This is a genomic window from Dyadobacter luticola (assembly GCF_005860805.1).
Taxonomy (GTDB): domain Bacteria; phylum Bacteroidota; class Bacteroidia; order Cytophagales; family Spirosomataceae; genus Dyadobacter; species Dyadobacter luticola.
Genome location: NZ_VCEJ01000004.1, coordinates 1,353,745 through 1,368,272 on the forward strand (window position 1 = coordinate 1,353,745; position 14,528 = coordinate 1,368,272).

Sequence of the window (14,528 nt, forward strand, 5' to 3'; positions counted from 1 at the left end):
AAAGTCCTGGACCATGCTCGAAAACTACTTTAAAATTGCCTGGCGCAGTCTTCGTAACAAGAAGGCATTTGCCATTATCAACATCCTGGGCCTCGCTATCGGTCTGGCCACCTGCATGCTCATCCTGCTTTTTGTGCAGCACGAACTGAGCTATGATAAATTCAATGCAAATGCCGACCGGATATTCCGCCTGACATTCCACGGCAGCATTGGCGGCAAGGAGATCAACATTGCCAATGCGCCAGCCCCAGCCGGGCCTGCGGTCTTGCGCGATTATGCTGAGATTGAAACATTTACGCGCATTAAAACGGAAGGGTCGTTTCTTGTCAAATACGATCAGAAACAGTTCAAAGAGACGAGGGTAGCTTTTGCAGATTCCAATTTTTTTGATGTCTTCACATTTCCTTTGCTGAAAGGAAATCCCAAAACGGCACTTTCCGAGCCTAATACGGTGGTCGTGACCGAAACTACCTCGACGAAATATTTTGGTAAAAAAGATCCCGTAGGGCAAAGCCTGAAAATAGGGGACAGGCTTTTCAGGGTGACCGGCGTCGCCAAGGACGTGCCGTCCAATGCACATTTTCACTTCGATTTCTTTTGCAACATTAAAGGGGCCAATCTCGGAGAGAAATGGCTTGCCAGCGGAGCTACGACGTATTTGTTGCTAAAAAAGGGTGTCCAGGTTGCCAAGCTGAATGCAAAAAGCAGCCAGATCGTACGCAAATACATTGGCCCGGAACTACAGGAATTTCTGGGCATGAGCTATGACGAATACCTGAAAAAGGGCGATAGTTTCTCCTTTAAATTTCAGCCGCTGACCGACATTCACCTGCATTCCAATTTGGAAAGCGAACTTGACGCGAATGGCAATGTGAAGTACGTATACATTTTCTCGGTCATCGCGGCATTTATCCTGCTGATCGCCTGCATCAATTTTATGAACCTTTCCACGGCTGGATCCGCGGGCCGCGCGAGGGAAGTTGGTATCCGCAAAGCGATGGGATCTGTGAGAATGCAGCTTGTCCGGCAGTTTCTGACAGAATCGGTCATGCTCACATTCATCGCATTACTGGCCGCATTTGTGGTAGTCATCCTTGTGTTGCCGCAGTTTAACGAGCTGGCTGGCAAGCAGTTTGATCTCCATTTCATTTTGAATCCAAAAATGATCGCCTGTGCCATAGCAGGTTGTCTCGTGGTAGGTATTCTTGCCGGGAGCTATCCCGCGTTTTTCCTGTCTTCATTCAAGCCCATTGCCGTGCTGAAAGGCAAAATGCAGCTCGGGATCAAAACCGGTTGGTTGCGTAATTCGCTGGTTACCATTCAGTTTGTGGTTTCTATCGGGATGATTATCGGCACCATTGTCGTGTATCAGCAACTGCGGTTTATACAAAACAAAAAACTGGGTTTCGACAAAGAACAGGTGCTGATCCTGCAAGACACTTACCTGCTGGGAGATAAATCCAAAGCATTTAAAGAAGAAGTGGCAAAGCTGTCGCAGGTGGCCGATGTGACGCTCGCAGGGTACATTCCGGCGGGGCCTTCCAACAATGGTACCGACGGCTACGTGCCTGAGGATGCGGGAAGTAACACGACGGCTTATCGTTTCAGGACCTATCAAATCGATGAACATTATCTTCCGACGCTGGGTATTAAGCTCGCGGCCGGGCGGAATTTTTCGAAATCATTCGGGACGGACAGTGCTGCGGTTTTGGTCAATGAGGCCGTCGTGAAGCAATTTGGCTGGAAAAATCCGATTGGCAAAACGATCAGGAGCATTGGAAACGGCAGTCCAGGCAGCGTCAGGACGTATAAAGTGATCGGTGTCACGAAAGATTTTCATTTCGAATCATTCCATACCACCATCGCCCCGCTCGTGATGGCTTTCGGAGGCGACGGTTACCAGATCGCCCTGCGCCTTCGTACCGACAATGTTCAGGGCGTAATAAGTCTTCTCGAAAAAAAGTGGAAAGCCACCACCGACGCGCCTTTTTCTTATTCGTTTATGGATGAGCGTTTCAACCAAATGTATCTTTCCGAGCAACGCATCGGCGCTCTGTTTGGCATTTTCGCAGGACTGGCGGTCGTCATCGCTTGTCTCGGATTGTTCGGGCTGGCGGCATTTACGACCATCCAGCGCACGAAGGAAATCGGTGTACGTAAAGTACTCGGGGCGTCGGTTTTCAGCATTGTTTCGCTGCTTTCCAAAGATTTCGTGCGCCTGGTAGCACTCGCAATTCTCATCGCTTCTCCGCTTGCCTGGTACGGTATGCACACCTGGCTAAAAGATTTCGCTTATAAAATCAACATCGAATGGTGGGTATTCGCTTTGGCAGGCGTCGTCGCGATCGGAATAGCATTGCTTACAGTTAGTTACGAAAGTATCAGAGCGGCACTGGTGAATCCGGTGAAATCGCTTAAGAGTGAATAGCGGTTTTCGGAAACATTAACCCTAAATCCATAAAAATGTTAAAAAACCAAATCACCATCGCTTTTCGGAGCCTTTTGAAAAACAGAGGCTACTCATTTATCAATGTTGCCGGGCTGGCTGTTGGGATGGCTTGTGCGATTCTCATCTTTTTGGTCGTCCGGCACGAGACCAGCTATGACCTGTCGCAATCGCGGTTGGACCGGATTTATCGGGTTGAAAATGAAAACATTAAAGAAGGCCATACTTATCCGGGGCTATACACCGGCATGGGCAATGCACTTCGGACCGACTTGCCGGAAGCCGAGTTGACTGCGCCATTTCTTAAAATCAACAAAACATTTTCGGCCGGGGACAAACGGTTCAGGGAATCATTTGTTTTTGCGGATCAGGGTGCTTTCCGGATGCTGGATTACAAGTGGCTTTCCGGTAATCCGGCCACCGCATTGACGCAGCCAAATACCGTGGTGCTCACACGGAATTATGCGCTCAAATATTTCGGCACGGCAGATGCCTTGGGTAAAATCATGCGGATTGATAACAAGCAGGACCTTTTGGTAGCGGGTGTGATCGAGGATTATCCGTCCACGACAAGCTTTGCGTTCAATCTGATGGTATCGTTTTCTACCCTCAAAAATCTGGACCCGGATTTTGATCAAAACCGCTGGAATGGCTGGAATGACAATTTTCAGGTGTTTGTACTGCTCAAAAAAGGTGTGCAGCCGTATGATCTGGACAACCGTTTTACGCACATTATCGAAAAATACATGGGCAAGGATGCGCTGGCAGACAAGCGTTTCAAATTGGCGGCTTTGTCGGAGCTGCATTATTCCAGAAATCTCGCCGACAGGCAAGCGAATGTTGGTTTGCTCCAAATACTATCTTTCATCGGGCTGCTGGTGCTCCTGATCGCCTGTTTCAATTTTATCAATCTCAGTACAGCGCAGGCGTTTAAGCGCGCCAAGGAAGTGGGTATCCGCAAAGCGATCGGCAGCAACCGAAAATTACTTATTTCCCAATTTATCACCGAAGCGGCGCTCACAACCGTCCTGGCGACGATTTTGGCAGGCATATTAAGCGTCCAGTTATTGCCCAATGTGGCTTCTATGTTGGCAATACCTTTAACAAATGACGATCTTTTTAACACGCAGACCGCCTTGTTCGCCGGAAATCTGGCATTGATCACGACACTGCTGGCGGGCTTTTACCCGGCGCTCAGGCTTTCGGGTATGTCACCAATCTGGGCGTTGAAAAGTAATGTTGTCACGAAACACAATCAATGGTTTTCCCTGCGGCAGGGCTTGGTGGTGGTGCAGTTTACTGTATCACTGGTGTTGATTACCAGTGCATTGATGATCAATCGGCAGCTGAGCTTCTTCCGGAACGCGGATCTGGGTTTCAACAAGGCGGCCATTATCACGGTCGGGTTACCAGATAATAAGCCCGAAAAGTTACTGACGCTCCGTAACCAGCTGACAAAATCCGCCCAAATCAAGGATGTCAGTTTCTCTTTCAACAGCGCATCCGCGGAGAGTAACTGGATGCAGGGCATGCAGTTCAGGCAGGGCCCAAAAATGACGGAGGTCAAAACGCAGATGAAAATGGGCGACTCGCATTTTCTGGACACTTACGGGATAAAACTGTTGGCGGGAGAGCCGCTGAAAGACAGCGATACCACTGATTTAAAAGTACTGGCAAACGAAATTTTCCTGGATCGGATCGGTGTTAAAAGTCCCCGGGAGGCAGTGGGGCAACGAATCTATTTCGGTGACGGTGATGAATTTGCGACGATCGTCGGTGTTGTTAAAAACTTCAATGTTAATTCCTTACATCAAAAAATCGACCCGACGCTCATTCAGGTTGTACCAAATAACTTTTACCAGGCCGGGATTAAACTGCAAAGTGAAAAGACAAGTGCAGAGTCTGTGAAAGCCGCTTTGGCGTACATTGAAAAATCCTGGACATTGACCTATCCGAACGAAGTTTTCGAATATTCCTTCCTCGACGAGACTCTTGCGCAAGCTTACAAATCGGAAACCCGTACAGCCAGCCTGATCGAAGTCTCAACATTCCTCGCGGTACTCATCGCCTGCATGGGTCTTTTCGGTCTGGCCACATTCACCGCCGAGCAACGTACCAAAGAGATCGGCGTCCGCAAAGTCTTGGGCGCGTCGGTGGGTAGCATTGTTACTTTATTATCAAAGGATTTCCTGAAACTCGTTCTGATCGCCATCATGATTGCCTCGCCCATCGCCTGGTACGTCATGAGCCAGTGGCTGAAAAATTTCGAATTCAAGATCAACATAGAATGGTGGATGTTCGCCATCACCGGTCTGATCATGATTTGTACCGCATTAATGACGGTAAGCTTTCAGAGCGTCAGAGCTGCTTTGTTAAATCCGGTCAGGTCTCTGAGGAGTGAGTGACAACCCTGACAAATACTAACTTAACCCCAGATCCCCTATGTTCAAAAACTACATCAAAATCGCTGTCCGAAACCTGATTAAAAGCAAAACTTTTTCCGGGATTAATGTGCTGGGGCTTGCTTTGGGTATGGCTTGCAGCCTGATGATCATGCTTTGGATTCAGGATGAGCTGAGCGTCGATGCATTCCACGCCAATAAGGACCAGCTTTTCCGGATTTATATGAAGGAATATTTCAGCGGGAAGGTACAGGGCGTGATCTGGACGCCCGGGCCGCTGGCTGAGGAATTAAAAAAATCGGTGCCGGAAATTGAAATGACGACACCTTATGAATGGCCGAGCAACGAAACTTTTTCGCTGGGCAGCAAAATCCATAAACAGCAAACCAATGCTGCCAGCGCGGATTTTTTCAAAATGTTCAGTTTCAAATTGCTGGAAGGTACGCCCGAGGCAGCATTGAAAGATCCAAACAGTCTGGCGATTTCGCGCGACATGGCAGAGCTTTTCTTTGGCAGTCCGCAGGCCGCGATCGGGAAGTCGATCAAATTTGATAACCGTAAGGAGTTGATGGTGACCGCGGTTTTTGAAAATATTGGTAAAAACAGCACGCTGAAATTCGACTGTCTGCGTAATTGGGAGGGTTTTGTGCAGGATAATGAGTGGGCAAAGGGTTGGGACAGCACCGATCCGCTGACCTTTTTCAAGATCAGAAAAGACGCGGATCCCGTCAAAGTGCAAGCCAAGATCAAGCATTTGCTCGACAAGTATAACCGCGACGGCAGCAAGCCTTTTAAAACGCAGCTGGCGATGCAGCCTTTCCACGAATATTACCTTAATAGTAACATTAAGGGGGACCACATGGACGGCGGACGCATTGAGTATGTGCGGCTTTTCAGTTTTGTGGCGGTGTTTATCCTGCTCATTGCCTGCATCAATTTCATGAACCTCGCCACCGCACGTTCAGCCAAGCGGGCGAAGGAAGTGGGCGTGCGAAAGGTGGTGGGTGCAATGCGTTCAATGTTGGTGGGTCAATTTATGGGCGAGGCGATTTTACTGTCGGTTTTGTCGGTGATCCTCGCGGTTTTGATTGTTGGTTTGGCGCTGCCTTCTTTCGATACACTTACCGAAAAGAACATTATACTTCCAGTCAGTAACATCTCTTTCTGGGGCGTCCTGGCTGGTTTATTACTGATTACCGGACTGGTAGCAGGCAGTTATCCTGCATTTTTCCTTTCGTCGCTTAGTCCGATCAGGATTTTGAAAGGCGGTGCGTCGTCACGGCTGAAATTTGGTACCAAATCAACCTTCCTGCGTCAGGGGCTGGTGGTTTTTCAGTTTGGGTTGTCGATTATACTGATCGTGGGGATGATTATTATTTATAAACAGGTGGATTATGTGCAGACGAAAAACCTGGGTTATGATCGTGAGAACCTGATTTATTTCCCGCTGGAAGGCGATTTGACGAAAAATTTCGAAGTATTGCAGGAAGAGCTTACGCAGGTACCCGGTGTGAAAGACATTTCAAGTATGACTTCGAATCCTGCTTCAAATGGTTCGGGTACGGAGGGTATTTCCTGGCCGGGCAGTGACCCTAATGATAGAGTAAGGTTCACGCCGGTAGCAGTCGGCTATGATTTTGTCAAAACCATGGACCTGAAACTAGTGGACGGACGTGATTTTTCACGCGCATTCAAAACCGATTCCCTCGCGGTGATGATCAACGAAGCTGCCGCGAAGGCGATGGGCTTCAAAGATCCGGTCGGCAAGGAAATCAAGTGGGGCGACCGCACAGTAAGGATCGTGGGCCTGCTGAAAGATTTTCATTTCCAATCCCTCCACAGCACGATCCGGCCAATGATCGCTAACCTGCAATTTCAAGAAAGACGTGGCAGCGCCATCATCCGGCTCCGGGCAGGGCAAACCACCCAGGCGCTGGCAGCAATCGAAAAAATTTGTAAAAAACTGAATCCGAAATATCCTTTTACCTACAATTTTACCGACCAGGAATATGCCCGGCAATATCAGAGTGAGCAGGTAGTGAGCAAGTTATCAAACTATTTTGCTTTTCTGGCAATATTCATTTCTTGTCTCGGACTCTTCGGGCTGGCTACATTCACCGCCGAGCAGCGCACCAAGGAAATCGGCGTCCGCAAAGTGCTTGGCGCATCGGTAGCAGGCATTGTCGCCTTGTTGTCAAAAGATTTTCTGAAACTCGTAGCCATCGCCATCATCATCGCTTCGCCGCTCGCGTGGTGGCTGATGAACCAGTGGCTCCAAGGTTTCGCCTATAAAATCGACATTGAATGGTGGATGTTCGCCCTCGCTGGCCTGCTGTCCGTCCTGATCGCCATCGCCACAGTCAGTTTCCAAAGTATCAAAGCTGCATTAATGAACCCGGTGAAGTCGCTGAGGAGTGAGTGAAGAAGTCATTGGTTGTCATTAATAGTTATTGATTGTCAGGCATAAACCAACATCCCCCATGCTGAAAAACTATTTAAGAATCGCCCTTCGCAACCTTTTGAAAAACCGTGGTCATGCTGCCATTAACATTGGCGGGTTGGCTGTGGGAATGGGGGTGGCGATGCTTATCGGACTTTGGGTTTTTGATGAACTTTCGTTTAATCAAAACCACGCGCATTATGACCGCATCGCGCAGGTCATGCAAAACCAGAAATTTAACGGCAATGTCGAAACCAATGGCGGACTGCCCAAGCAGCTTGAAGAGGAGTTGCGGAGTAAGTACGGCAGCCATTTTAAACACATTGTGATAGCAGGAGGGACGGGGGAACATTTGTTGAGTTATGCCGACAAAAAAGTCACGCAAACCGGCAACTATATGGGAATGGAAGTGGCTGAAATGCTTTCACTTAAAATGTTGAAAGGTACCCGGAGCGGGCTTTCTGACCTCAACTCGGTAATGCTTTCGGAGTCGGCGGGTAAGGCGATTTTTGGTGATGCCAATCCGGTCAACCAGATCATTCACATTGATAATAAGCACACACTTCGGGTTTCGGGTGTTTATGCCGACCTGCCGCCAAATTCGTCATTCAAAGACCTGGCATTTATCGCGCCCTGGAAACTTTTGGAAAAAGACCTGCCCGATTGGCTCAGCTGGGGCAATAACTGGTTCAATATCTATGTCGAGATAGGACAAAACTCCAAAATGGAGGAGGTTTCGGCGGCGATCGGTAAAGCCAAAATCAATAATGTCGATAAGGAAGAAGCAAAATATGAGGCACTGATTTTCCTGCACCCGATGCAGAAATGGAATCTTTATTCGGAGTTTAAAAACGGCGTGAATATCGGCGGCAGGATTGACAGGGTCTGGCTTTTCGGGATCATCGGGCTGTTTGTGCTGCTGCTGGCTTGTATCAATTTCATGAATTTGAATACGGCCCGAAGTGAAAAGCGGGCCAAAGAAATCGGTGTCAGAAAAGCCGTCGGATCTGCGAAAAGTCAGCTGGCACTGCAATTTCTGAGTGAATCGCTGCTGGTGGTCACGATAGCATTTATCCTGTCGCTCGCGCTGACGGTACTGGCGCTGCCGACATTCAATCAAGTGGTCGATAAGCAGATCATTATTCCATTCGACAGACTTTATTTCTGGCTGGGATGTGTCGGGTTTGTTCTTTTTACCGGACTGGTTGCGGGCAGCTATCCGGCACTTTACCTGTCATCATTCAAACCGATCGCGGCATTGAAAGGGGTTAAGTCCAAGCTGAACACCGGCCGGTTTTCGGGCTCGCCGCGAAAGGCGCTGGTGGTGATCCAATTTACTGTTTCAGTTACGCTGATCATTGGTACAATCATTGTTTACAGGCAGGTACAATTTGCCAAAAACCGGCCGATCGGATACAGCCGTCAGCAATTGCTTAGCAGCCCGATCAAGTCGCAGGAAATTTTTAAACATTATGCTGCATTCCGCACCGACTTGCTGAATACCGGTGTAGTAGAGGAAGTTACCGCCACCGATTCACCTATTACCAACACGTATGTTACAAACGGCGGCTTTACCTGGAACGGGAAAGATCCTGCCATAACCGATGAGTTTGTAACACTTCGTATCACGCATGAATTTGGAAAAACCATAGGCTGGAAGCTGACAGAAGGTAGGGATTTTTCGAAAGAATTTGCGACCGATTCCATGGGTTTTATCCTTAATGAAGCCGCAGTAAAATATATGGGGCTGAAAAATCCGGTGGGTGAGCTGATCCAGTGGGGCAAAAACGGGAAATATAAAGTGATAGGGGTGGTCAAAGACCTTGTGACGCAGTCGCCTTATGAGCCGGCTAAACAAACGATTTTCTTCCTGAACTACACTCGGCTCGATCGTGCCAACATTAAAATAAAACCCTCGGCAAGCGCTTCGGCGGCAGTCGCGAAGATCGGGGCGGTTTTCAATAAGTATGATCCTGAAAATCTGTTCCAATATACCTTTGCCGACGAGGATTATGCCCGGAAGTTCAACGACGAGGAGCGCATCGGCACATTGACAACCTTCTCCGCGGTACTCGCCATATTCATCTCGTGTCTCGGCCTGTTTGGACTGGCATCATTTGTCGCCGAGCAACGCACCAAAGAAATCGGTATCCGCAAAGTATTGGGCGCCTCGGTAGCCGGTTTGTGGCAGCTCTTGTCCAAAGAATTTGTCTTTCTCGTGCTCGTCTCTTGCCTGATATCCGGCCCTCTCGCCTGGTATTTTATGCAAAACTGGCTCGAAAAGTACAGTTATCGAACCGAAATGTCCTGGTGGATTTTTGCCGTGGCTGGTATCGGCGCACTAACCGTAACATTACTGACCGTAAGTTTTCAAGCCATTAAAGCCGCACTGGTAAATCCGGTACAATCTCTAAAAAGTGAGTAGCCATGCTGAAAAACTATTTAAAAATCGCCTTCCGGAACCTTGTTGCCAATAAAGGTTATTCGGCTATCAACATTGGCGGGCTGGCGATGGGGATGGCGGTGGCTATGCTCATCGGGCTCTGGATTTATGACGAACTGAGCTTTGACAAAGGCTTTGAAAATCATGACAGGATCGGAAAGGTTATGCAGCAGCAGACTTTTGAAGGCAAAGTTGCGACTGGCGATTTCGTGCCGATCCCGCTTTCCACGGCATTGAAAAACGAGTACGCCGGGTACTTCGATCATGTGATCCTTTCGCACGGTTCGGGGCGGCGGATATTGACAGTCGGGGAGGATAAGCTGGCGGAATCGGGGTATTATGTCGAGCCGGAATTTTCTGAAATGCTGCCGGTCAACATGCTGAGCGGCAAAGCCAGCGGGCTAAATGATCCGCTATCGATCATGCTTTCCGAATCGTTGGCGAAAACATTGTTCGGTACCGCTGATCCGCTGAATAAGATCATTAAAATTGACAATAAGAGAAATGTGACCGTCGCCGGCGTTTACCAGGATTTTCCACGAAATTCCTATTTCAAGGATGTGGCTTTTCTGATGCCTTTCAAGCATTTCGAGGCGGATCAGGAATGGGTGAAAAGGGTAGCGGATAACTGGAATGTCAACTCTTTTGAGATTTTCGTCCAGCTGGCGCCGAAAACTACTTTTGCGGCGGTTTCGGATAAAATCAGGCAAGTACGTCAGAAGCATGTGCCTGAGGAGGCGAAGTCAAAGCCGGAGGTTTTTCTGAACCCGATGGACCGCTGGCATCTGTATTCGGAGTGGGAAAATGGCGTGGAGGTGCGCGGAAGGATCCAGTTTGTGTGGCTTTTCGGGATCAATGGCGCATTTGTGCTGCTGCTGGCTTGTATCAATTTCATGAATTTATCCACAGCACAATCCGAAAAACGGGCGAAGGAAGTTGGTATCCGCAAAGCCGTCGGCTCCGTGCGCAGCCAACTGATCGGTCAGTTTTTCAGCGAATCGTTTCTGGTAGTCGCACTGGCCTTTGTGCTTTGCATGCTCGCGGTGGTGCTCGCACTACCAACATTCAATGAGGTAGCGGACAAGAGCATTGTGCTTCCGACCAACAACCCGGTTTTCTGGCTCCTCACTTTGGGTTTTTGCTTGTTTACAGGACTTGTGGCGGGAAGTTACCCGGCGGTTTTTCTTTCGTCGATCCAGCCGGTGAAGATTTTAAAAGGCGCTACCGTGCGCCTGGGCCGGTTTTCATCCATGCCGCGGAAGGTATTGGTGGTGTTGCAATTCACGGTTTCGGTAACATTGATTATCGGTACGCTGATTGTTTTCCGGCAGATCCAGTTTGTCCGCAACCGACCGATCGGCTACGATCGGAACGGTCTGGTGCACGTGACAATGAACACGCCGGAGGTTCAGAAAAATTACGCGATCATCAATGAAGAGCTGCTGCGCTCAGGGGCGGTTACCAGCGTGGCCGAATCGTCGAGCCCGACTACCGGCGTTTTCTCAAATGACACCCGACTGGAATGGGACGGTAAAGACCCCAACATGCCGGTCGATTTTAACATTGTGGCATGCACCCACGATTTTGGCAAAACCGTCAACTGGAAGATGAAAGAGGGCAGGGATTTCGACCGCGCTTATTCGACGGATACGCTGGGTTTGGTCATCAACGAAAGTGCGATCAAATATATGGGTATCAAGGATCCGGTCGGTAAAGAAATCCGGTGGGGCGGTTTGAAATTTCACATTCTCGGCGTGATCAAGGACATTGTGACAGACTCACCTTTCGAGCCGGTGAAGCAAACCGTATATTTTTTGAATTACAACTGGATGAATTACATCACGATGCGGCTGAATCCTAATGTCAGTGCAGCTGCTTCTCTGGCCAGGATCGAGCCCATTTTTAAGAGATATAACCCGGCCAGTCCCTTCCTGTACAACTTTATCAGCATTGAGCACGACAAGAAATTCAAGGCGGAGGAGCGGATCGGCAAGCTGTCGTCCTTCTTTGCGACGCTGGCGGTTTTGGTGAGCTGTCTTGGTTTGTTCGGCCTTGCTTCTTACACGGCCCAGCAGCGGAAAAAGGAGATTGGCGTCAGAAAAGTACTCGGTGCGTCTGTTGCCAATTTATGGGCTTTGCTATCAAAAGAATTCATTTTGCTCGTCGTCATTTCCTGCGTTCTGGCCGCGCCTATCGCCTTTTATGTCCTCGACAACTGGCTGAAAGGCTATGCTTACCACGCCGAAATTCCCGCCTGGGTTTTTGCGGCGTCGGCAGGTGGGGCTCTCTTTATTACGTTACTCACCGTCAGTTTTCAGGCAATCAAAGCTGCGCTTGCCAATCCCGTGAAATCGCTTAGAAGTGAGTGAACAAACCTAACCAACATCGACCATGCTTAAAAACTACCTCAAAATCGCGTATCGGAGCCTTTTGAAAAACAAAGGTTATTCGGCTATTAACATTGGCGGCCTGGCCGTGGGTATGGCAGTAGCAATGCTCATCGGCCTCTGGGTGTACGACGAGCTGACTTACGACCGCTACCACCGGAATTACGACCGGCTAGTGCAGGTCATGCAGCACCAGCATATCAATGGTCACAAAGGCACCGAAAAGTCGGTACCGATGCCGCTGGTGGTAGAAATGAAGAACAGATATGGCAGCGATTTCAAACATCTGGCGATGGCTACCTGGCAGGGTCCGCAGATCCTGGCTTACGGCGATAAGAAGATCTCAAAATCCGGGAATTTTATGGATGCGGCCATCCCCGAAATGCTTTCCCTCGAAATGCTGCACGGCGATTATCACGCATTGAAAGAGCAGAATTCGATCATTCTTTCCGCCAGGACTGCCGAAGCGCTTTTTGGGTCGCAGCCAGCGATGGGGAAGATCATTAAAATGAATAATAAAAATGATGTGAAAGTCACGGGTGTATATCAAAACTTGCCTAATAACACTGAATTTCAAGACCTTAATTTCATCGCGCCCTGGGAGTTGTACGTGAATACCGTTTCGTGGGTGAAGCGAGCGCGGGATGAAGGCCAGTGGGATAACAACTCTTTCCAGCTTTTCGCACAGGTGGCCGACCACGTCGATATCGATAAGCTGAGTGCGAAAATAAAAAATGCGAAACTCGACAGACTTGCCAAAGATGAGCGGACTTCCAAACCGGAAATTTTCCTGCACCCGATGAGCAACTGGCACTTGCGCTCCAACTGGGTGGAAGGTGAGAACCTGGGCGGTTTTATCAAATATGTCTGGTTGTTTGCAATTGTAGGCGCTTTTGTACTCTTCCTGGCCTGCATCAATTTTATGAACCTGAGCACCGCGCGCTCCGAAAAACGGGCAAAGGAGGTGGGGATCCGCAAGGCGGTCGGCTCTTTGCGGGCGCAGCTGGTCAACCAGTTTTTCAGCGAATCTTTCCTGGTTGTTGTCATTGCTTATGCAGGCGCAGTGGTGCTGACGATCGCTTTGCTTCCCGCTTTCAATGAAATGGCCGCCAAACAAATCGAATTTCCGTGGGGCAATCCAAGTTTCTGGCTGGCGAGTCTGGTTTTTGTATTTCTGACCGGCTTGCTCGCGGGGAGTTATCCGGCGCTTTATCTCTCTTCTTTTCAGCCTATCCGCGTTTTGAAAGGCGCATTTCGGGTAGGGAAGTTTGCGGCGGTTCCTCGTAAAGTGCTGGTAGTAATGCAGTTTACCGTTTCTATCACATTGATCATCGGCACCGTCATTGTTTACCAGCAAATCCAGCATACCAAAAGCCGCCCGATGGGATACGACTACAATGGACTGATTATGATTGGTTTGGGTGTTCCAGAATTCACGCAGCGCTCCGAAATTATCCAGGACGATCTGAGAAATTCTGGCAGCATTTCATCCGTCGCATTATCTTCCAGCCCGCCCACTGGCGTATGGTCAAATAATGGTGGTTTCAGCTGGGAAGGCAAGAACCCGGAGTTACAGGCGGATTTTTGTACAATTTGGGTTACACCTGATTTTGGCAAAACCGTAGGCTGGAATTTCACGGAAGGCCGCGATTTTTCAAGATCGTTTTTAACAGATTCGACGGGCCTGGTCGTCAACGAAGCGGCTGTAAAATTTATGGGAATAAAAAACCCGGTCGGTAAGATCGTGCAGTGGGGCAGCGGGAAAGACGCCGAACATTACACCATCATCGGGGTCATTAAAGATATGCTGATGGAATCGCCCTATGAGCCGGTGCGCCAGAGCTTTTATCTGATGAATAAGGATGCGTCCAACTTCATGACCATCAAGCTCAACCCCAATAAAAGCGTGCAGGAATCGCTGTCGTCGGTCGAGAAAGTTTTGAAAAAACACGTGCCCTCGGCGCCTTTTGAATACCAGTTTGTGAGTGACGATTTTGGTAAGAAATTCTCATCCGAAGAACGTATCGGCAAACTGGCCGGGATTTTTTCCGGTCTGGCGATCTTTATTTCTTGTCTCGGCTTGTTCGGCCTGGCTTCTTTCGTGGCTGAGCAGCGGATCAAGGAAATCGGGGTCCGCAAAGTCCTCGGCGCATCTATCTTGAATTTGTGGACATTAATGTCCCAGGATTTCCTGGTCCTGGTCATCATTTCGTGCGCCATCGCCAGCCCGATTGCCTACTACTTCCTGAGCGGCTGGCTTTTAACCTATAAATACCATACAACCATTCAATGGTGGATTTTCCCCGCCGCTGCCATCTCTGCAATCCTCATCACCGTCCTGACTGTCAGCTACCAAGCCATCCGCGCCGCATTGTTGAATCCGGTGAAATCGCTGAGGAGCGAGTAAGGT

6 protein-coding genes are annotated in these 14,528 nt (G+C 49.1%); all 6 read left to right on the forward strand.

The window, feature by feature from the left end; translation table 11 throughout:
* Positions 1 to 13 precede the first annotated feature (13 nt).
* The 6 genes from FEN17_RS16295 to FEN17_RS16320 are packed head-to-tail and all read left to right on the forward strand — an operon-like array spanning position 14 to position 14,525.
* A complete protein-coding gene (locus FEN17_RS16295) occupies positions 14 to 2,428 on the forward strand; it encodes an ABC transporter permease (RefSeq protein ID WP_138366394.1) in 2,415 nt (804 codons plus the stop codon).
* 35 nt (positions 2,429 to 2,463) lie between these two features.
* Positions 2,464 to 4,851, forward strand: coding sequence for an ABC transporter permease (locus FEN17_RS16300; protein ID WP_138366395.1), 2,388 nt, complete (start codon positions 2,464 to 2,466; stop codon positions 4,849 to 4,851).
* Between the two features lie 37 nt (positions 4,852 to 4,888).
* Positions 4,889 to 7,270, forward strand: a complete 2,382-nt coding sequence (locus FEN17_RS16305; RefSeq protein WP_138366396.1) for an ABC transporter permease — start codon at positions 4,889 to 4,891, stop codon at positions 7,268 to 7,270.
* A gap of 58 nt (positions 7,271 to 7,328) precedes the next feature.
* Positions 7,329 to 9,713, forward strand: coding sequence for an ABC transporter permease (locus FEN17_RS16310; protein ID WP_138366397.1), 2,385 nt, complete (start codon positions 7,329 to 7,331; stop codon positions 9,711 to 9,713).
* A 2-nt stretch (positions 9,714 to 9,715) separates the two neighbouring features.
* Complete coding sequence (locus FEN17_RS16315; RefSeq protein ID WP_138366398.1) at positions 9,716 to 12,100, forward strand: ABC transporter permease; 2,385 nt, start codon at positions 9,716 to 9,718, stop codon at positions 12,098 to 12,100.
* A 22-nt stretch (positions 12,101 to 12,122) separates the two neighbouring features.
* Positions 12,123 to 14,525, forward strand: a complete 2,403-nt coding sequence (locus FEN17_RS16320) for an ABC transporter permease (RefSeq protein WP_138366399.1) — start codon at positions 12,123 to 12,125, stop codon at positions 14,523 to 14,525.
* Positions 14,526 to 14,528: the final 3 nt, after the last annotated feature.

Coding starts and splice junctions, on each gene's coding strand:
- FEN17_RS16295 (WP_138366394.1), top strand. CDS start 14: ATGCTCGAAAACTACTTTAAAATTGCCTGGCGCAGTCTTCGTAACAAG.
- FEN17_RS16300 (WP_138366395.1), top strand. CDS start 2,464: ATGTTAAAAAACCAAATCACCATCGCTTTTCGGAGCCTTTTGAAAAAC.
- FEN17_RS16305 (WP_138366396.1), top strand. CDS start 4,889: ATGTTCAAAAACTACATCAAAATCGCTGTCCGAAACCTGATTAAAAGC.
- FEN17_RS16310 (WP_138366397.1), top strand. CDS start 7,329: ATGCTGAAAAACTATTTAAGAATCGCCCTTCGCAACCTTTTGAAAAAC.
- FEN17_RS16315 (WP_138366398.1), top strand. CDS start 9,716: ATGCTGAAAAACTATTTAAAAATCGCCTTCCGGAACCTTGTTGCCAAT.
- FEN17_RS16320 (WP_138366399.1), top strand. CDS start 12,123: ATGCTTAAAAACTACCTCAAAATCGCGTATCGGAGCCTTTTGAAAAAC.